The organism is Streptomyces sp. NPDC050534 (assembly GCF_044457745.1).
In the GTDB taxonomy this organism is placed as follows: Bacteria; Actinomycetota; Actinomycetes; order Streptomycetales; family Streptomycetaceae; genus Streptomyces.
On the sequence record NZ_JBITHF010000001.1, the window covers coordinates 856,408 to 874,584 of the forward strand.

The window sequence follows — 18,177 nt, forward strand, 5'->3', positions numbered from 1 at the left end:
CCGGAGCCGACGCAGGCTCAGGCGCCCGGCCCCCGCCGCTCGTCCTGGGACACGCCGCGCCGTGAGGCACCTGAAGCCCGTGCGCCGGTCCGGCCGCCTACGGTGGCCGCATCATCGCTTCGGCACAAAACGGGCAAAATGCCTATCTGTGCCTCTTCAGGAAAGGGCCCTTCATCGTGCGTGTCCAGTCGCTGACCCTGGCCGTGGCCGGCGTCGCCCTGCTCGCCCCGTCGATGGCGGCCGCCGCCGAACCCCGCGTCCCGGCGGAGTCGACCGCCCGGCGCGAGGGCGACGTCCGCGCATCCGACCTGCTGGCCAGGGTGCGTGACTGCACCCGGATCTCGCACGGCCGCTTCCGCGCCGACCACGGGAAGCGGGCGAACGTCGCCGTGTGCGGCACCCGGCACGCCGTCTTCTGGAAGGCCGACATGGACATCGACTGCGACGGGCAGGCCGGCCCGCGCTGCAACCGCCGCAGCGATCCGCTGTTCTCGGCCGCCACCGCCTACCAGCAGTCCGACGGACGGCCGTTGAGCGCCGAACGCCTTCCGTACGTCGTCGTGCCCGCCGCCGGCTCCGTCTGGCACCCCGCCGACGACGGCGTCCGCGGCGGATCCATCGCGGCCGTCGTGTACCGCGACCGCGTGCAGTACGCGGTGGTGGGCGACATCGGCCCGCGCGGCCTCATCGGTGAGGCGTCCTACGCCACCGCCAAGGGCCTCGGCATCAACCCGGATCCGCGCCGCGGCGGCGTGTCCTCGGGCGTGACCTACATCGTCTTCAAGAACTCGCAGGCCAAGCCGATCGAGAGCCATACCGCCGCCGTCGCGGCGGGCCGGCGGCTGGCGTGGCGCTTCGTCCAGGGCGAGTAGACCTCCCGGCCGTCACGCCGCCGCCCACCCGCCGCCCACCCGACTGCGACCGGCAGTCGCGCGGAAGGGCGCGGGTGGGGACGGGACAGGGGCGGTCAGACCTTCCGGTAGGTGTACGCATCCGCGGCTGCCGCCTCCACCGCCGCGAGGTCGGCCCCCGCCGCCGCGGTGACCACCGCCGCCACCGCCCCTTCCACGAACGGGGCGTCCACCAGCCGCGTGTTGCCGGGGAGTTCGTCGCCCTCGGCGAGCAGCGCCTTGACCGTGAGCACGGCACTGCCGAGGTCCGTGAGCACGGCGACCCCGGCGCCCCGGTCGACGGAGGCGGCCGCGGCGGCGATCAGCTCCGAACTGGTACCGAGGCCGCCGCCATCGGTACCGCCTGCCGGGGCGACGGGAACCGAAGTCCCGCCGCCCGCAAGGCCCTTGGCCAGCTCGGCCACGGACGCGGCCACCTCGGCGCTGTGCGACACCAGCACGATCCCGACCTGCTTGGCGTCACTCACCGTCAGCCTCCGAGAGAGCGGCGATCAGCAGCGCCGAGGAGGTGGCGCCCGGGTCCTGGTGGCCGATGCTGCGCTCACCGAGGTAGCTGGCGCGGCCCTTGCGGGCCTGCATCGGCGTCGTCGCGATCGCTCCCTCCTCCGCGGCGGTCCGGGCCGCGGCGAAATCCCCGTCCCCGAGCGCGTCCACGGCCGGCACCAAGGCGTCGATCATGGTCTTGTCGCCCGGCGCGGCTCCGCCGAGCGTCATGACCGCGTCCACCCCGGTCCGCAGCGCCTCCGTCAGCTGCGTCTCGCTGACCTCGGAGGCGTCCCCGAGCGCCTTGCCCGTACGGCGCAGCAGCGTGCCGTAGAGCGGACCCGACGCGCCGCCGACGGTCGAGATCAGCTGCCGCCCGGAGAGCACCAGGACCGCACCGGGCGTCTCGGGTGCCTCCTTCTCCAGCGCCGCGGCCACGGCCCGGAACCCGCGCTGCAGATTGCTGCCGTGGTCGGCGTCCCCGATGGGCGAGTCGAGAGCGGTGAGCCGTTCCGCCTCGCGGTCCACGGACGCGGTGGTCGCCGTCATCCAACGGCGGAAGAAATCGGCGTCGAGCACTGGATCTCCTTGCGTGGTAGGTACGTTGACACCCCGGCCCGCCGGGCTACATCCCCCAGCGCAGCCCCGGCGTCTTCACCGGCGCGTCCCACAGGCGCAGCAGCTCCTCGTCGATCTGGCACAGCGTGACGGAGGCGCCGGCCATGTCGAGCGAGGTGACGTAGTTGCCCACCAGCGTGCGCGCGACGGCGATGCCGCGCGCGGTGAGCACCCGCTGCACCTCGGCGTTGAACCCGTACAGCTCCAGCAGCGGCGTCGCGCCCATGCCGTTGACGAGGACGAGGACGGGGTTGCTCGGGGGCATGTCCTCGACGATCGCGTTCAGCGCGAACTCGGCGATCTCGCCCGAGGTCATCATCGCCCGCCGCTCCCGGCCGGGCTCGCCGTGGATGCCGACGCCGAGTTCCAGCTCGCCGGCCGGCAGGTCGAAGGTGGGCGTGCCCTTGGCCGGCGTGGTGCAGGCGCTGAGGGCCACACCGAAGCTGCGGGAGTTCTCGTTGACCTGCCGTGCGATCGCCTGCACACGCTCCAGCGGCTGCCCCTCCTCCGCCGCCGCGCCCGCGATCTTCTCCACGAACAGGGTCGCACCGGTGCCCCGGCGCCCGGCGGTGTAGAGACTGTCGGTGACCGCCACGTCGTCGTTGACGAGCACCTTGGCGACCTGGACGCCCTCGTCCTCGGCGAGCTCGGCGGCCATGTCGAAGTTGAGCACGTCACCGGTGTAGTTCTTCACGATGAACAGCACGCCGGCACCGCTGTCCACGGCGGCTGCCGCGCGCGCCATCTGGTCGGGGACCGGTGAGGTGAACACCTCGCCCGGGCAGGCACCCGTCAGCATTCCGGGGCCCACGAATCCGCCGTGCAGCGGCTCGTGCCCCGAGCCGCCGCCCGAGATCAGGGCGACCTTTCCGGCCACGGGGGCGTCCCGCCGCACGATCACCCGGTTCTCCACGTCCACAGTGAGTTCCGGGTGGGCGGCCGCCATGCCGCGCAGCGCGTCCGCGACCACGGTTTCCGGAACGTTGATCAACATCTTCACGGGATCCTCCTGGTGAGACGCGTTCGATCCTCTGTCCGTACTTCCATTGTCGGCAGTATCGGCGCTTCTGGGGCGCTGGTCACGTGTTCGGCGGAACCGGGCGTGCTGCCGGCCGGGCAACCGCGGACCCGAACAGCGAGACGCGCGGTGACGGCGTCTCCCGTCCCCGCGCGTTCCGGCGCCTACGACATCGTCAGCCGGTCTTGTGCCCCCACTTCGGACCGACCATGGCCCATTCGCTGCCCCACTGGCGGAAGCGCCGCCGGTCGAGCCGCACGCGGGCCAGGGCCCCGGCGCCGAGCGCCAGACCCGTCACGCCGAGCCCGGCGGTGGTCCCCAGCACGGCCGCTTCCATGTCCGCGGCCGACCGGCTCGGCGGCTGGGTGGACAGCTCGCCCTGCCTGTCGGTGTAGACCACGATGTGCGACCCGGCCTTCAGACCGGTGTCGACCAAGGTGTTGCCGGTGCGGGAGGAACCGTCCGGAAGGGTCCAGCTGACCTTGGCCAGAGCCCGGTAGTAGCTCTTGGCCCCGGGCTGCGTCGTGTCCGAGACGAGGACGGCCGCCACAGGGATGCGCTCGGCACGCTGCTGCGCGAAGACGCTGTCGGCGGCATGCGCGGTGACCACACCGGCGAGCGTGCCGCCCACCGCGATGATCGTCCACACGACCAGCACGAGCCAGGCCTCGAGAACGTCCTCGTGACGGCGCAGCGGGTTGGACCGCCACAGCCACAGCCATTTCGTCGTTCGCCTGCCTGCATGCATCGGTCTGCACCTCCTCGTCGTGTCGCTGCGCCCAAACTGACAGACGGGGCCGGGGCGCGGGATGGGCCGGACAGGCGGAGCCGCGGGGCCGACCGGACCAAGCTGGAGGCGGCCATGGGCTCTTCGGCCCCGGTGTGCGGGCCATCCCCTCCGCCACTCCCTCCGCGCTCGTCGCCGCAGCCGCCGGCAGGGACCTGAAGGGCCACCCACGAGGGACCATCGGCCTCTGACCCCGCGGCCTCCGCGGGACCAGGCTCGAAGGCCTCAGCAGCCGTTCCCGGACCGTGCGGGAGGAGGTCACCATGCGATCAGAGCATCTCGACGCCGAGACCCTGGAAGCCTGCGTCGCCGCAGCTGTGGCCGCGCCCTCGTTCTTCAACACCCAGCCGTGGCGCTTCCGGCTGGACCCCGACGACGTCGCCTTCGAGGTGCGTGCGGAACCCGATCGGAGTCTGCGCCACGCGGATCCGGTCGGCCGCGCCCTGCATCTGTCGGTGGGCGCCTCCGTGTTCAACCTCCGCGTGGCCGTCTCCCACTTCGGCTGGGCGCCCGTGGTGCGGCTGCTTCCGCGCCCCGGCGAGCCCGGTCTGCTCGCGACCGTACGGCTGACGGGCAGTGCCGGACGGCACAACGTGGACCACCGGGGCGACCTGTACGGGGCGATCTGGCGCCGGCACAGCAGCCGCTTCCCGTTCTCCGACCGGCCGGTACCGCCGCAGGCACGCGCCGAGCTGGCCGAGTCCGCCCACCGGGAGGGCGCCTCACTGAGCTTCCTCGGGGGCGCCGAGGAAGCACGGCTGCTCCGGGTGACCGCGGAGGCCGAACACCGCAACCGCCTCGACGCCGACCGTGGCACGGAGAGCCGCCGCTGGGTGCACCGGGACCTCGACGACCCCCACGACACGGGTCTGCCGCAGGCCGTACTCGGCCCGCAGGACGCGAGGGAAGGCATCCCCATGCGGGACTTCACCGCGGCCCGGCACCCCGAACGGCTGTCGGCCCAGGACTTCGAGACCGCCCCGCTCATCGCTCTGCTGAAGACGGTGCACGACCGGCGCACGGACTGGCTGCGCGCGGGAGAGGCCCTCGAACACGTCCTGCTGGTCGCCACGGCCCTCGGCCTGCGCGCTTCGCTGCTGCATCAGCCGATGGAGTGGCCGGACCTGCGCCGCAGCCTGAGCCCGGAGCCCGACCACACCGGCCACGCCCAGATGCTGATCCGTCTCGGCTACGGCCCGGAGGGCCCCGCCACGCCACGACGCACACCGCACGCCGTGCTCGACGCGGACACGTCACACCGGTAGGGCCGTCTCGCGGCCGGCCGGCAGGCCTGTCTCGCCGGCGGGCGGCGTCCGGTCAGCCCGCCGCGGCGGAGACGTCGTCGACGTCGTCTTCCCGGACCGTGCCGAAGAGTGCCGTGGGCAGGTCGGGGTGGATCTCGAATACGTCCGCCAGGCGGGCGGCGCGCAGGATGCGCAGGAAGCAGCCGTCGCCGGTGACCAGGCGGAGCCTGCCGTGCCGGGCCAGCACGCGGTTCCTCGTCCGGCACAGCAGCCGCAGGCCGCTGCAGTCGATGAAGACCACGGGGCGCAGGTCCAGCACCAGGTCCGGGTGACGGACCGCGGTGAGGCTGTCGAGGCGCACCGAGAGCGGCGCCGCCGTGAAGATGTCTATCTCGCCGCGGACTTCCACCACGGTCGTGCCGCCCACGACGCGCTCCGTGTGGCAATGCGCGAGCCTGGCGTTCATGTCCATATACAGAGCAAAGCCGTGTGACGGACGTGACGGAAGGGCCGGTTGACCCCAGCCGGAGGGTCGCCGGGGCCGGTCGGCCCCATGCCTGCCCCGCAGCCGGCACCCCGGCACCGAGGGTCGCTCTCGGGCGGACAGGGACCGATGGCCCCGTTCCCCGAGCGGGCGCCCGCCGGAATCTGAGAGGTGGGCCTGTGCCGGGCCGCTCCGCGCGGATCGGCCGCACGGAGGCAGAGAAGGGAACCCCGCCATGACATCCCAGCACGTGGCCGTCGGAGTGGACGGCTCGCTGACCGCCGTACGCGCCCTGGACTGGGCGGCGCAGGAGGCGGTGCACCGTGGCGTCGGCCTGCGCATCGTCCACGCCGTCGCCGATCTGGACGAGGCAGGACCGGTCCTGGCGTCGGCCGTCTCACGGATCGACGCCCACCACCCGGAGCTGCCCGTGACGGCGGAGCCGGTCGAGGGCGGCGCGGTGGAGGTCCTGCTGCGTGAGAGCAAGGACGCGGTCCTCACCGTCGTCGGCAACCGCGGGCTGGGTGGAATCACCGGAACGCTGTTCGGCTCCGTGAGCCTGCGCCTGGCCGCGCACGCGCACGGCCCCGTGCTGGTGGTGCGCGGCGACCACCGCTGCGACGGGGACCGTGAGGTGCTGCTGGGCCTGGGCGGCGACGCCGACGCGGACGCGGCGGCCTACGCCTTCCAGGAGGCGGAGCGGCGTGGCGTCCGGCTGCGCGTCCTGCACTCCTGGTCCCACCGGCACGTCGGCGTCGAACTGCCGTCGGTGATCCCCGCGACGAGCCCGGGACAGCGCGAACTCGCCCGGCGTGACGCCGCCGAGGAGGCGGTGCCGCGCTTCAGCATGGCCGACCTGCGGGAGCGGCACCCCGGCGTCGGCGTCGAGTCGCACACGGTGCGCATGGCACCGGGGCACGCGCTCCTGGAGGCCTCCGGCGAAGCCGGCATCGTCGTCATCGGCGTCCACCGCCACGCGGACCGGCACGTCACGCGCCCGGGCTCGGTCGTCCACACCCTGCTGCACCGCTCGCACTGCCCGGTGGCCATCGTGCCGACGGGGACCGCCGCGGTCGGCTGAAAGGGTCGTGCCACCGTTCGGCCCGGGTACTGCGGGGAGCCGGCAGTACCCGGGCCGAACGCTCCGCTGCCCTTCGCAGGGACGCAGCGCCGCGGAAAATCCGGGTGAACGTCGGGGTGGGTCAATAGAGTTGGGCCGATGACGGCTGACACACGGGGGCAGGGATGACCGGTCGGTGGGAGACACTCGGCGAGGCGGGCGGCATCGAGGCGTACGTGCATCGCCCCGGCGGTGAGGTGCGGGGCGCCGTCGTGGTCTGCTCCGAGCTGTACGGAGTCAACGCCTACGTCCGGGAGACGTGCGCGGAGCTGGCGGCGGCCGGGTATGCCGCGCTGGCCCCCGATTACTACTGGCGCAACGCACGCCGCACCGAACTCGGTTACTCCGCCGAGGAGCGCGAGGACGGTCTGGTGCTGATGCGTGCCCTGGACCGTGGCGAGTTGGTGGCCGACGCGTCCGTTGCGCTGGCGGCGGCGCGTACCGAGGCCGGGGAGCGGGGCGTGGCCTTCCTGGGGCTGAGCATGGGCGGCCACATCGCGATGCGGGCGGCGACCGAGCTGAGCTTCGAGCTGGCCGCGGTCTTCTACCCCGGGTGGCTGCTGAACAGCGGCTTTCCGCTGGTCGGCCCCGTGCCCCCGCTGGAGAGCAGCGAGCGGATCGCCGCGGGTGGCGCGTTCGTGCTGGGTTTCCGCGGCGAACTGGACCACATCATCCCGGCCGAGGAATGGGAGCAGGCCGAACAGCGGCTCACCAAGGCCGAGGTGCCGCACGAGCTGGTGACCTACCCGGGCGCCCGCCACGGCTTCGCCTGCGCCGACCGGCCGGCCGACTACGACCCGCAGGCCGGCGCCGACGCCTGGCGGAGGGTGTACGCCGTCTTGGCGTCCCACCTGTAGGCCCCGGGTGCCGTCCTGAGATCTTCCGGGTGGCTGAACAGACCGTCGCAGCAGGGTCGTTCGGCCCTGCACTGCGGGCCGCGTAGCCCCTCCGCGGGCGGTTGCCGGCGCGGGACATTGAAGGCGCAACGAGACGTCAACAACCCGCGCGTCACCCCTAGAGAGGGATGAGCACCATGGCAGTCCACGAAACCCCGCACCGGAACGTGCGGTTCCACCTTCCGTCCATGCACCGGTCCGCGACGGCTTCGCGTACCGCCGACGAGACGAACGCCGTCGTTCTGACGTCGACCGCAGCGCACGTCCTCGCCGGACTCCGTCTGCTGACCGGGTTTGTCTTCCTGTGGGCCTTCCTGGACAAGACCTTCGGCTTCGGCTACGCCACCGCGTCCGGCAAGGGCTGGATCGACGGCGGTTCGCCGACCAAGGGCTTCCTCAGCTCGGTGGCCGCCGGTCCCATGGAGTCCACGTTCCACGACTGGGCCGGGGCAGGCTGGGCGGACTGGCTGTTCATGCTCGGTCTGCTGGGCCTCGGCGTCGCCCTGATCACGGGCGTCGGCCTGCGGCTCGCGGCCGTTGCCGGCACCGCCATGATGGCGCTGATGTGGATGGCCGAATGGCCGCCCGCGAAGCACCTGTCCGACGGGTCGCTGAGCATGTCGACCAACCCGTTCGCCGACTACCACCTCGTCTACGCCGTCGTCCTCATCGCCCTCGCGGCCGCGAGCGCCGGCGCCACCTGGGGGCTCGGAAAGGCCTGGGCACGGCTGCCCTTCGTCAGCCGCAACCGCTGGCTGCTCTGACCTCGACGGTCGCCGACCGTTCCACGGTCGCTGAACCGTCCCGCACCGGGCACCGCCGTAGCGCTACGGCGGTGCCCTCGCTTGTGCGCCCCGCCCCGCCCCGCCCCTCCCCGCCCCGTCCGGCCGTGCCGGGAGGGACCGACCGGCCCAAGCGCACCCCACCCGAACCCGGACAAGCTGAACCCATGGGGCAACCCCGGCGCCGGGCTCGCACCCGGTCGGACGAGAGGAAGTGACGTGCCATGGCGGAGCAGGCACCGTCCCGGGCGGCGGAAGACCATGCGCTGGGCGATCTCGGCCGCCGTCTCGCGGCACGGCGCAAGGAACTCGGACTGACCAGGGAGGAGACGGCCGCCGAGGCCCGGATGGCGCCCGGCTACCTCCAGTACCTGGAGGAGTATCCCGGGGCCGCGCCGGGCTCCGGCGTCCTGCTGAGGCTGGCCGTGGTCCTGGAGACCACCGTGCGGGACCTCACGGGCGGCGACACCGACCTGCCACAGGGGCTGGGCCGGCCCGCGCGCGGCGCCGAACTCGTCGAGCTGAGCGTCCCGGAGTGCCGCGCCCTGCTCGGCACGCGCGGGGTGGGCCGGATCGCGGTGCCCACCGCCTCCGGACCCGTCGTCGTGCCCGTCAACTACAGCTTCGTCGACGGCGCGATCGTCTTCCGGACCGAGCCCGGCAGCACTCCCGCCCAGGCGTCCGGCTGCCAGGTCGCCTTCGAGGTCGACCGCATCGACGACGCGTTCAGCAGGGGCTGGAGCGTGCTGGTGCGCGGCCACGCCCGGACCGTCACGGACCCCGAGGAAGCACGCACTCTGGCCGAGTCCGCCCGCAGTGCGCCCTGGGCCGGCGGTCAGCGTGACACGTGGGTGCGCATCGATCCGACCGTGATCACGGGGCGCCGTATCACGTCGGGGTGAGGCGGGACTTTTTCCGGCGGGACCGGGACCGAAGGTCCCTCACCTCCGACCCCCGCCCTGCGGAGGATGGAGATAACGCTCCACCGCTGCATCCACGTGAGAGACGGACTGGCCCATGTATCCGAACGACGGTTTCCGCGAACTCGACCGGCAGGAGTGCCTGCGTCTCCTGGCGAAGGTGCCGGTCGGCCGTATCGTCCACACGCGTAAGGCCCTGCCGGCCGTGCTGCCGGTGAACTTCGGTCTCGACGGCGACGGTGCGGTGGTGCTGCGCACCTCGGCGGCCTCGGAGCTGGCCCGTGCCGTCGACGGTGTGGTGGTCGCCTTCGAGGTCGACGAGGTCGACGCGGTCACCCAGTCCGGCTGGAGCGTCGTCGTCACCGGGTCGGCCAGGGTGGTGACCGACCCGGGCGAGCACGAACGCCTGATGCGGACCGGCCCGCGCTCCTGGGTGCCCTCGCCCCAAGAGGTGTTCGTCCGCATCGAACCCGAACTGGTCAGCGGCCGCGAACTCGCGGGCGGGCGCAGCCTGTACGGCGTGCGGCTGACGGTGTGAATCACGCCTGACCGGGCCGGAAGCGTCCGTCGTGCTTTCGCCCCCCGGTGGCCAATGCGGCCGGAGGCCCCTCACATGAGGAGCCTCCGGCCGCACTGCGTGTACGAGTTCCCGGGCAGTCGGCGGGCGAGCAGCCCTTCCGGGCTACGCGGGCCGGTGCGCGTCGGTGGCCTCGATGGTCAGGGTGTCGTGGGCGACGTCCGTGTGGTCCCGAACGGTCACGTGCACGATGAGCAGTTCTCCCGCACGCCCGAGACGCCCGGTGACCGTCACCTTGTGGCCGTTGACCTCGACCTGCACGGGCGATCCGGCGGCCGCCGACGCGCTCACGACGTGCCGCGGCCCCGCGGGCCACACGGTCACGCACGAGGTGAACGCCTCTCCGGCCATGACTTCGATCCGCGCCGGAGTGAGGATCATGAAGTCTTTGAGGTGCCGTGTGCCGTTGCCTGGGGGTATCTGATTACCGGTCATGCTGACAGCGTGCGCCCGTGGCGCCGGTGTGAGGAGGTGGCGGTCGGCCCGTGCGGAGGGCCGATCGCGGCGCCCCACGGGGCCACTCGGCCCCTCCAGCCGGCGCGGGCTGTGAAGCGACCAGCACCCGCACGACCATCACCCGCACGATCACGGCGGCCCGGTCCTGGTGGCCCGAGGACGGACGGGAACGCTGCCGACGACCGACAGTTGAAGGCAGTCGCGTGTGCGGATCACATACCGCAGCACGAGGCCGACGACCCGCGGCATGTGCCTCATTCCCTGCCTGACCGGGACCAGCTCGGGCTGGGCGAGTTCCAGCAGCTCGTTGCCCAGCCGCATCCGGCACCCTTGTGCGGCCCGGATGTTCTTCAGCCAGTCGGACTCACGACCGAAGTTGAGGCCGATCACCACCAGGTCGCCGCTGCGGTAGGCACGTACGGGCGTGTGGTGCGTTCGGCCGGTCCGCCGGCCGGTGTGCTCCAGGTCGGCGACGCTCGTGAAGCCGGCGAAGAGGAGTGCGACCTTGTTGATGAGGCGAGTGTGGACCGGCGCCAGGACTCGAGGAAAGGGCATGCTTCGCAACCTCCCCATGGCGGCGGGCTCAGCAGCCTGCGGGCCGCCGCGTCGTATCTCCGCCCTCCATGGATCGGACAGTAGGGAGCGACAAGGGCGGGCACCTGAGGCCGGGTGACCTTGGAACGGGGCCGAACGGCCCTACCGGCGCCGGGCCGCACGAGAAGACTCGATCGGAACAGCATCCGCGATGCGCGCGCCCAGGGGAGACGCACCGGCCGAGGAGGAAGGGGCGGTCCTCGCGCGGACGGCGCGCCGAGACCTACGGAGCGGACGATGGTGACACCTGGGAGTGCACCGGTCGTGGTCGGCATCGATCCCGGCCCGTCCGACCGCCTGGTTCTCGCCTGGGGTGCCGACGAGGCGGACCGGCTCCGGGTGCCGCTCCAACTGGTGCACGCCCAGGGCAGATCGCCTGGCGGGGACATGCCCGGACAGCACCACGGAGGCGGGCGGACCCATGACCCGCGCAGCCTCGCGGAGGGCGCCCTGCTCGACGCGGTCGCCTTCGTCTCCGACCGCCATCCGCGGCTGGAGGTCTCGACACTGCTTGCGGCGGACGACCCCGTGCCGCTCCTGCGGAGGCACGCACGCACCGCCGCGGCCGTGGTGCTCGGCTCCCACCGGCTGCGCACCCGGGCGGGGCTGTTCACCTCGGACTCCGTCGCGCTGCCGGTCATCGCGCACGCCGGGTGCCCCGTGGTGGTCGTACGCGACTTCGATCAAGTCGGCGGATCCGCACCGCACTTCGTCGCAGGCGTCGACGTCGGTGTGGACGGCCGCCGCCACTCCGTGGCCGCGGTGGACCACGCTCTCGCGGAAGCGGCCCTGCACCATGCGGTGGTGCGGGTCCTGTATGTGTGGCATCCGCCCCTGCTCGGCGTCATGGACGAGCACGCCGCCCTGCGCGAGTGCCGCGCTCTCCTGTCGGAGCTGGTGCAGAAGCGCCGGGCGGCCCACCCGGACGTGGAAGTGCACCACGAGGTGATCCGCGGCCGGCCGGCGCAGGTCCTGGCCCGGGAGTCCGCGCACGCGCTCGGGCTCGTCGTGGGCATCCGCGGCGACGGCGGCCCCACCGGCATCCTGCTCGGTTCCGTCGTGCAGGGCGTGCTCGACCGCGCCCGGTGCCCGGTCGTGGCCGTGCCGCGTCGCGAGAGGGATCAGCCGCCGTACGGCCGCCCGTGCTTCAGCCGGGTGGCCCGCCGGGCACAGCGTGCGGCGGTCCGCCGCGCCCGGCGTCTGGCCCGTGCCTGGCCGGGGTTGACCCGCAACGGCCGCCGGTCGTGGCTCCGGCACGGCGGTCAGGCGATACGGGGTCTGGGAATGCGGCGGTGGCGCCGGTGGGCGGGCTTGCGGTGGTGAGCGGACCGCCGCGGCGGACTCCTTCGGGAGGCGGCAGCGGTCACCCTGTCGTGAGGACCGCGTCCGCCGGTCGCCGCGGGGTCGGACGGCCGCGGGTGACGTGGCCGAGGCGCAGGATCATCTGGGGGAACTCGCCGCGTGCGATCGTCGTCCGCACCTGTTCGCGCAGCCAGGGCACTTCGAGGGGCTGTGTATGGAAGGCCGCCACGGCCCAGCGGACGGTCGCGTGCAGCAGGACGCGTTGCAGGGCCTGTCCGGCGCGCAGCCAATCCTCGCGTGTGTCGTGTGGGGTGGTGAGGAGGACCACCAGTCCCGTGCCGGGAGGCCAGAGCACCGGTGGGGTGGGCAGGGCGTGCGTGGGGCGGAGGAAGTCACGTCCGACGAGACCGGTGCTGTCCGGGGGACCGGCGCAGGAGGCCAGAGGGATGCCGTCCGGGCAGCCGTCCCTGCCGGGCCGTATCCAATGGGCCAGTTCGGCGCGGTACCCCGGATCGTCGCGGTGCACGGCTTCGGCGGTGCGCACCAGTTCCGCGAGCCGACGGCGTGCGTACGGCGCCTCCACCGTGTACAGCTCGGTGCCCTCGGCCCGTGCCTGCTCGCGCAGTTCGGCGAGCAAGGGCCACGGGAGCGGGGAGGGCCGGAACGGGCCGCGGTGCGTGTGCCGCTGCCACAGGGCCCGGTACATCAGGTTCTCGCCGGCGGTCGGCGGGGCGTATGCACCCCAGCCGACCCGGGCGAGGCGAGCCGGGGCACGTGGATCGGGGAGCGGCCGGACGACCGGCCGGTAGCCCAGGTGCCGCATGGCCAGACGTACGTTGAACAGGGCCGCGCCACAGCTGATGAGCTGCTCGCGCCCGTCCGGGTCGGAGAGCAGAAGCCGGCGTCGGCCGTCCGCGTACAGATCGAGCTCGCCCTCCCCGTGGGTGAACAGCCAGGGCTGGGTGTTGTGGACCGAGGGCGCGGTGACGGCCGCGCGGACCAGGTGGTTGGCCGCGTGGTCGACCTGAGGGTGCGCCGCGTCCATGGGGGACCGCCGTTCGTCGTCGCCCAACCCTTCGCGGGAGTTCACTCGTGCGGCACGACGGCGACGGGGCAGCGCGCGTGGTGGACCACCGTGCGGGTGACCGGACCCGTGTGCGGACCGACCCGGCCCTCGTGGACGCGGCGGCCGACCACGAGCAGTCCGGCGCTCGAGCCGGCGCGGACCAGGTGGGTTCCGGCCCCGCCCTTGACGACCGTCTCCACGACGTCGACGTCCGGGTACTTGTCGCGCCAGTTCTGGAGCACCATGGTCAGGAAGCCGCGCCACTCGTCCTCGCGTGCCGGGCCCTCACCGACGGCGGGCTCACCGGGACCCAGCGGAAGGGCCGCCGCGTCGCTCCAGGCGTGCAGGGCGTGCAGCCGCGCACCGCGCTCCCGGGCCGCCTCGAAGGCGAAGTGGATCACCTCGTCGCATGCCGCACGCACGTCGATGCCGACGACGACGTCCCGGTACGGGGTGAGCAGCGAGGGGTTGCCGTCCTCGTCCGGCAGATGCTCGTCCTCGGCCTGTTCGCCGGCCTCGATCAGGACGACCGGCCGGGCCGCCTGCGCCGTGAGGGCCTGTGCCACCGATCCGACGAGGAATCCGGTGAAGCCGCTCAGCCCACGCGAGCCGACGACCAGCAACTCGGCCCGGTGCGCGGCGTCGCACAGGGCCGCGACCGCCAGCTCCTCGACCTGTTCGTCGCTGACCCACATGTCGGGACAGACCTGTGCGACCCGGTCCTTGGCCCGGTGCAGGATGCCCTCACCCACATGACGGCGCACCACGCTTCCCGCCTCGGAGGATTCCCGCTCCGGGGTCCACTCGGAGGCGTGCACCAGGTGCAGGGGGCGATCGCGGCGCAGCGCCTCCCGAGCCGCCCACTCGACGGCGGCCAGGCTCTCGGGGGATCCGTCGACCCCGACGACGATCGATCGTGACATGGCAGGCACCTCCACCGTCTCGCGGACACGGTTGTCCCGGTCCAGTTCCCATCGTCGTGCGGGAACTCGGTCCGGCGGAGGGGCCGGCGGTCCCGCCCTCGGGTCCGTACGGCCCCTGCTCGACGGCGTCCTCGGGTACCTCGGGCGACGGCTATCCGATGTCGCGGCGGCGGAAGGCCGTCAATCCCGTCGCAGCCAGGGCGGCGGCGATCGCCGTGACGGCGACGGGCGCGCCGAACGCCGAACGATCGGCCGGGAGTTGGGGAAGGTGCTGGAACGGGGAGAGGCCGAGCAGCCAGTCCGGCAGACCGAGGACGTCGCCGAGTACGCCGGTGACGAGGCACAGCCCGAGGACCGCCCACGCGGCGCTCACGGCACGCGGCGCCAGTCCGGTCAGGGCGATCGCCACGGCCGCGAGGAGCCAGAGGGCCGGCGCGTAGAGCAGGGCGGCACCGAGCAGGCGGGGGATCTGGCCGGCGTCGTGGCTGACGAGGGCGTAGGTGAGACCGGTCCCGAGGCCCGCCGCGCCCAGCACCACCACACTGCCCACGACGGCGACGGTGAGATGGCTGCCGGCCCAGCGCAGGCGGGAGACGGGCGTGGCCAGCACGGGTTCGGCGTACAGCGCGGTCTCCTCACCGCGCGGGCGCAGGGCGGACTGGACGGCGAAGCCCGCGCCGACCAGGGCGACGGTGAGCAGCGAGCGGGTGAGATAGGCGTCGGTGATGCTGGTCCCGCCGAATCTGGCGATCACCTTCCGCATGGTGTCGTTGTCGCCGATGAGGTCCTGGACGTCGTTCGCGACCCAGCCGTAGGCGATTCCGGCGAGGAACACGGCACAGCTCCAGCCGATCAGGCTGCCGCGCTGCAGGCGCAGAGCGAGCCCGAGGGGCCGGCCGAGGCGCGCTGCCGCCCGCGCCGGACCGGGGCGCGGCGGCACGAGGCCGGCGCCGAGGTCGCGCCGGGCCGCGAGGGCCGCCGCGAGGGCGAGAGCGGCGGTCACGCCGACGGCGGCCAGGAGCAGCGGCCACCAGCGTTCACCCGCATAGGGACGGGTCTTCTGCACCCAGCCGATGGGGGAGAACCAGGACGCGGTTCCGTCGCCGATGTCCCCGACGGCGCGCAGCACGAAGGCGAGACCCAGGACGGCGCCCGCGCCGCCGTGCACCGCTCGCGTGTTCTCGCTGACCTGGGCGGCCACGGTGGTGAAGGCGGCGAAGACCAGTCCGAGGGCGAGGAAGGACATGCCGAAGACGATCGAGCCCGTCGCCGGCAGGCCCAGCGCCGTCAGGCCGAGCGTCACCGCGGCGGCGACTGCCGTGTTCATGCCGGCGACCACGAGCAGCGTGGCGGCGACTCCGGCGTGCCGCCCGGTGGGCAGGGCACGCACCAGCTCGGTGCGGCCGGCCTCCTCCTCGCCCCGGGTCCCCCGCCCGACCATGAAGATGTTCATCAGGGCGACCACGACGAGCCCGATCGTGCCGGTCTGGAAGGCGACCTCCCCGCCCATCGTGTCGAGCGCGAGGGGCGGCCCGTTGAAGGCGATGGCCGCGGCGTTGCCCGCGCTGCCCCGGGCCGCCACGTCGAGGTCGTGCTGCGTGGGGTAGAGCCCCGTGACGCTGGCCGCGGTCAGCAGCACCAGCAGCGGGCTCGACACGATCCAGACGGCGATACGGGCCCGGTCGCGGCGCAGCAGGAACCGGGTGAGCGTGGCGGTCCCGGTCAGCTCGGTCATTCCGGCGTTCACGGCCGGCCGCCGTTCGGGGCGGCCTTGCCCAGGTGACCGTCCGACATCCTCCGCTCCCCGGCCAGCTCGTCGCCGTAGTGACGCAGGAACAGCTCCTCCAGGGTGGGCGGCCGGCTGGTGAGCGTGCGGATGCCGAAGCCGGTGAGGTGGCGCACGGCCTCGTCGAGGTGGTCGGTGTCGACGTCGAAGCGGGCGCGGTCGCCGTCCGTGCGCAGGTCGTGCACGCCGGGCAGGGCGTCGAGGCCGGTCGCCGGGCGGGCGGTGTGGATGTCGACGGACGTGCGGGTGAGGTGGCGCAGTTCGGCCAGCGTGCCGCTCTCCACGGTCCGCCCGGCCCGGATGATGTCGACCCGGTCGCACAGGGCCTCCACCTCGGCCAGGATGTGGCTGGACAGCAGGACCGTGCGGCCCTCCGCCTTCACCTCGCGGATGCAGTCCTGGAAGACGGTCTCCATCAGCGGGTCGAGCCCGGACGTCGGCTCGTCGAGGACCAGCAGCTCGGCGCGGGACGCGAGGGCGGCGACCAGACCGACCTTCTGCCGGTTGCCCTTGGAGTAGGTGCGGGCCTTCTTGGTCGGGTCCAGTTCGAACCGGTCCAGCAGTTCTTCCCGCCGGGCCCGGTCGAGGTCCCCGCGCAGCCGCGCGAAGACGTCGATGATCTCGCCGCCGCTCAGCTTCGGCCACAGACTGACGTCGCCGGGTACGTACGCCAGCCTCCGGTGCAGGGCGACCGCGTCCCGCCACGGATCGCCCCCGAGCAGAGCGGCCTCGCCGGCGTCGGGTCGCAGCAGGCCCAGCAGCACCCGGATCGTGGTGGTCTTGCCCGCGCCGTTCGGCCCGAGGAAACCGTGCACCTCCCCGGTGGCCACGGACAGGTCCAGCCCGTCCAGCGCCCTGGTCGTGCCGAACGTCTTCACCAGCCCCGAGACGAAGATCGCGGCGTCCTGCCCGCCGGGGGCGGGGATCCCGGCAGCGGTCGAGGTGGCGGTCACGATTCGCTCCCGTCCTTCTGCTCCGGGTGATCGGGCCGGATGCGGAAGACGGGGGTCTGCTCCGCGATCCGCTCGAAGTCCTCCAGGGGCGCGTGCGGGTCCACGCGCAGGTGCGGCCGGGCTCCCGGGGCCAGGGCGAGATAGCGGCGCAGGACGGGGGCGCGGTCGTGGACCCCGACCTCCTCCAGGCGAACGGCCTCGGACCGGCCGTGCCGCAGCACCGCGCGCCCGCCGGCCGCGCGGACGTTGCGCACCCAGTTCACGTCCCGGCCGAGCATCGCCACCAGGTAGCGCTCGCCCTCGTGGTCGGCGACCACGAGAGGCAGCGAGACACGGCGTCCGCTACGGCGCCCGGTCACTTCCAGGGTGACCAGACGCCGCGGTCCCAGCCCGGCCGAGGTCGCGAGCACGGTCTGCCGGTTCATCACGCGGGCCAGCCGGTTGGGGCGGCCCCGGCGGTACATCCACCGGTCCAACCGGTGCAGTAGGCCTGCCGAATCGTCACGTCCCATCTCTCACACCCGCCTCGGCATGCGATCGGGCCACGGGTGGGCACTGCCGCCGCCCACCCGTGGCAACGTCCTTGTTCGCGCCGCTCCGGATCGGCGAACACCCCGCATCGGCAGGACGGTTCGAGCCGGCTCGGCGCAGGCTCACCGTCCAGCATCGACGAGCGCACCGCCGTCTCCGAGGGGCCGAACGGCTCTGCGCCGCTCCCATTGGGCCGGTTCGGCGGGACTGCCGGGCCCGGTGCGCAGGAAGGTCGGCCCAGCGCGCCCGGGGGTGTGTGCCGCGGACAGCGACGGCGGACCCACCGGTGCGCCGCGCGCTCCGGAGCCTGCGGTCCTGAACCGACGCCGGGACCGCACCACCGCGAGCAGAGGAGGAGGCGGCATGTTCGAGCCGTCGACGAGCAGAAGCGGCAACGAGGCCGGTCAGGCCGACGTGCCCGGCAGGGCCTGGCTGTGTCCACCGCCACCGTGATCCCGGTCGGCGCGACAGGGGCTCGGCGGGCACCGTACGGCCCGGGGCGTCGCGCAGGAAGAGTGCCGGCGTCGTCGGTGCCGCCGGCGGCCTGGGCGGGTTCGTGCCGCCGCTGGTGATGGGGTCGGTGTACGGCGCCCTGGGCTCGTACGGACTGGGGCTGGTCCTCCTGGCCGTCGTGGCGGCGGCCGCCCCGGCCTTCACGGGAACCGGCGTCCGCAGGACGGTCGGGCGCCGCCGGCCGGTCGCGCAGGCCGGCTGAAGCGCGGGACG

General features: G+C 73.4%; 21 protein-coding genes. 9 read left to right on the plus strand and 12 right to left on the minus strand.

Translation table 11 applies throughout. The features are described 5' to 3' along the window. Positions 1–176: 176 nt before the first annotated feature. A complete protein-coding gene (locus ACIBN2_RS03910; protein WP_399132507.1) occupies positions 177–872 on the plus strand; it encodes a glycoside hydrolase family 75 protein in 696 nt (231 codons plus the stop codon). 95 nt (positions 873–967) lie between these two features. On the opposite strand, the gene ACIBN2_RS03915 is transcribed toward ACIBN2_RS03910, so the two are convergent. The 4 genes from ACIBN2_RS03915 to ACIBN2_RS03930 form a co-directional block, all read right to left on the minus strand. Continuing rightward, positions 968–1,378 carry a PTS-dependent dihydroxyacetone kinase phosphotransferase subunit DhaM gene (locus ACIBN2_RS03915; protein WP_399132508.1) on the minus strand — a complete coding sequence of 137 codons (411 nt, stop codon included), beginning with the start codon at positions 1,376–1,378 and terminating at the stop codon, positions 968–970. Further along, the gene (dhaL, locus tag ACIBN2_RS03920; protein ID WP_399132509.1) at positions 1,371–1,973 is read right to left on the minus strand and encodes a dihydroxyacetone kinase subunit DhaL; all 603 of its coding nucleotides are present in this window, start codon (positions 1,971–1,973) and stop codon (positions 1,371–1,373) included. The genes ACIBN2_RS03915 and dhaL overlap by 8 nt, the downstream gene beginning before the upstream one ends. A gap of 46 nt (positions 1,974–2,019) precedes the next feature. Continuing rightward, positions 2,020–3,012: a dihydroxyacetone kinase subunit DhaK gene (gene dhaK / locus ACIBN2_RS03925; protein ID WP_399132510.1), complete on the minus strand. Its 993-nt coding sequence runs from the start codon at positions 3,010–3,012 to the stop codon at positions 2,020–2,022. A 193-nt stretch (positions 3,013–3,205) separates the two neighbouring features. Further along, the gene (locus tag ACIBN2_RS03930) at positions 3,206–3,778 is read right to left on the minus strand and encodes a hypothetical protein (protein WP_399132512.1); all 573 of its coding nucleotides are present in this window, start codon (positions 3,776–3,778) and stop codon (positions 3,206–3,208) included. A gap of 302 nt (positions 3,779–4,080) precedes the next feature. Here ACIBN2_RS03930 and ACIBN2_RS03935 point away from each other — a divergent pair, with 302 nt between their 5' ends. Further along, the gene (locus ACIBN2_RS03935) at positions 4,081–5,082 is read left to right on the plus strand and encodes an Acg family FMN-binding oxidoreductase (RefSeq protein ID WP_399132513.1); all 1,002 of its coding nucleotides are present in this window, start codon (positions 4,081–4,083) and stop codon (positions 5,080–5,082) included. Between the two features lie 52 nt (positions 5,083–5,134). Here ACIBN2_RS03935 and ACIBN2_RS03940 read toward each other — a convergent pair whose 3' ends face one another. Beyond that, complete coding sequence (locus tag ACIBN2_RS03940) at positions 5,135–5,488, minus strand: STAS domain-containing protein (RefSeq protein WP_399132514.1); 354 nt, start codon at positions 5,486–5,488, stop codon at positions 5,135–5,137. 292 nt (positions 5,489–5,780) lie between these two features. Here ACIBN2_RS03940 and ACIBN2_RS03945 point away from each other — a divergent pair, with 292 nt between their 5' ends. The 5 genes from ACIBN2_RS03945 (at position 5,781) to ACIBN2_RS03965 (ending at position 9,801) form a co-directional block, all read left to right on the plus strand. Beyond that, complete coding sequence (locus ACIBN2_RS03945; protein ID WP_399132515.1) at positions 5,781–6,626, plus strand: universal stress protein; 846 nt, start codon at positions 5,781–5,783, stop codon at positions 6,624–6,626. 164 nt (positions 6,627–6,790) lie between these two features. Then, a complete protein-coding gene (locus ACIBN2_RS03950) occupies positions 6,791–7,522 on the plus strand; it encodes a dienelactone hydrolase family protein (RefSeq protein ID WP_399132516.1) in 732 nt (243 codons plus the stop codon). A gap of 176 nt (positions 7,523–7,698) precedes the next feature. Then, on the plus strand, positions 7,699–8,325 hold the full coding sequence (locus ACIBN2_RS03955; protein WP_399132517.1) for a hypothetical protein: 627 nt from the start codon (positions 7,699–7,701) through the stop codon (positions 8,323–8,325). Positions 8,326–8,567: 242 nt separating this feature from the next. Next, entirely contained in the window at positions 8,568–9,245 is a 678-nt protein-coding gene (locus ACIBN2_RS03960) for a helix-turn-helix domain-containing protein (RefSeq protein WP_399132518.1), read from the plus strand. Between the two features lie 115 nt (positions 9,246–9,360). Then, positions 9,361–9,801, plus strand: a complete 441-nt coding sequence (locus ACIBN2_RS03965) for a pyridoxamine 5'-phosphate oxidase family protein (protein WP_399132519.1) — start codon at positions 9,361–9,363, stop codon at positions 9,799–9,801. Positions 9,802–9,945: 144 nt separating this feature from the next. Here ACIBN2_RS03965 and ACIBN2_RS03970 read toward each other — a convergent pair whose 3' ends face one another. Continuing rightward, on the minus strand, positions 9,946–10,275 hold the full coding sequence (locus ACIBN2_RS03970; RefSeq protein ID WP_399132521.1) for a hypothetical protein: 330 nt from the start codon (positions 10,273–10,275) through the stop codon (positions 9,946–9,948). A 150-nt stretch (positions 10,276–10,425) separates the two neighbouring features. Then, positions 10,426–10,851: a nitroreductase family deazaflavin-dependent oxidoreductase gene (locus ACIBN2_RS03975; RefSeq protein WP_399132522.1), complete on the minus strand. Its 426-nt coding sequence runs from the start codon at positions 10,849–10,851 to the stop codon at positions 10,426–10,428. Between the two features lie 276 nt (positions 10,852–11,127). Between ACIBN2_RS03975 and ACIBN2_RS03980 the strand changes: the two genes are divergently transcribed. Beyond that, positions 11,128–12,213, plus strand: a complete 1,086-nt coding sequence (locus ACIBN2_RS03980; RefSeq protein WP_399132523.1) for a universal stress protein — start codon at positions 11,128–11,130, stop codon at positions 12,211–12,213. 40 nt (positions 12,214–12,253) lie between these two features. Here ACIBN2_RS03980 and ACIBN2_RS03985 read toward each other — a convergent pair whose 3' ends face one another. The 5 genes from ACIBN2_RS03985 to ACIBN2_RS04005 all read right to left on the minus strand — a co-directional run bounded on the left by ACIBN2_RS03985 (position 12,254) and on the right by ACIBN2_RS04005 (position 17,432). After that, on the minus strand, positions 12,254–13,237 hold the full coding sequence (locus ACIBN2_RS03985) for an Acg family FMN-binding oxidoreductase (protein ID WP_399132525.1): 984 nt from the start codon (positions 13,235–13,237) through the stop codon (positions 12,254–12,256). Positions 13,238–13,278: 41 nt separating this feature from the next. Then, positions 13,279–14,181, minus strand: a complete 903-nt coding sequence (locus tag ACIBN2_RS03990) for a universal stress protein (protein WP_399132526.1) — start codon at positions 14,179–14,181, stop codon at positions 13,279–13,281. Between the two features lie 151 nt (positions 14,182–14,332). Beyond that, entirely contained in the window at positions 14,333–15,928 is a 1,596-nt protein-coding gene (locus tag ACIBN2_RS03995) for an ABC transporter permease (RefSeq protein WP_399132527.1), read from the minus strand. Beyond that, positions 15,925–16,920, minus strand: a complete 996-nt coding sequence (locus ACIBN2_RS04000; RefSeq protein WP_399132528.1) for an ATP-binding cassette domain-containing protein — start codon at positions 16,918–16,920, stop codon at positions 15,925–15,927. The genes ACIBN2_RS03995 and ACIBN2_RS04000 overlap by 4 nt, the downstream gene beginning before the upstream one ends. Further along, a complete protein-coding gene (locus tag ACIBN2_RS04005) occupies positions 16,917–17,432 on the minus strand; it encodes a nitroreductase/quinone reductase family protein (RefSeq protein ID WP_399132529.1) in 516 nt (171 codons plus the stop codon). The genes ACIBN2_RS04000 and ACIBN2_RS04005 overlap by 4 nt, the downstream gene beginning before the upstream one ends. A 575-nt stretch (positions 17,433–18,007) precedes the next feature. On the opposite strand from ACIBN2_RS04005, the gene ACIBN2_RS04010 reads away from it, so the two are divergent. Then, the gene (locus tag ACIBN2_RS04010; protein WP_399132530.1) at positions 18,008–18,166 is read left to right on the plus strand and encodes a hypothetical protein; all 159 of its coding nucleotides are present in this window, start codon (positions 18,008–18,010) and stop codon (positions 18,164–18,166) included. Positions 18,167–18,177 lie beyond the last annotated feature (11 nt).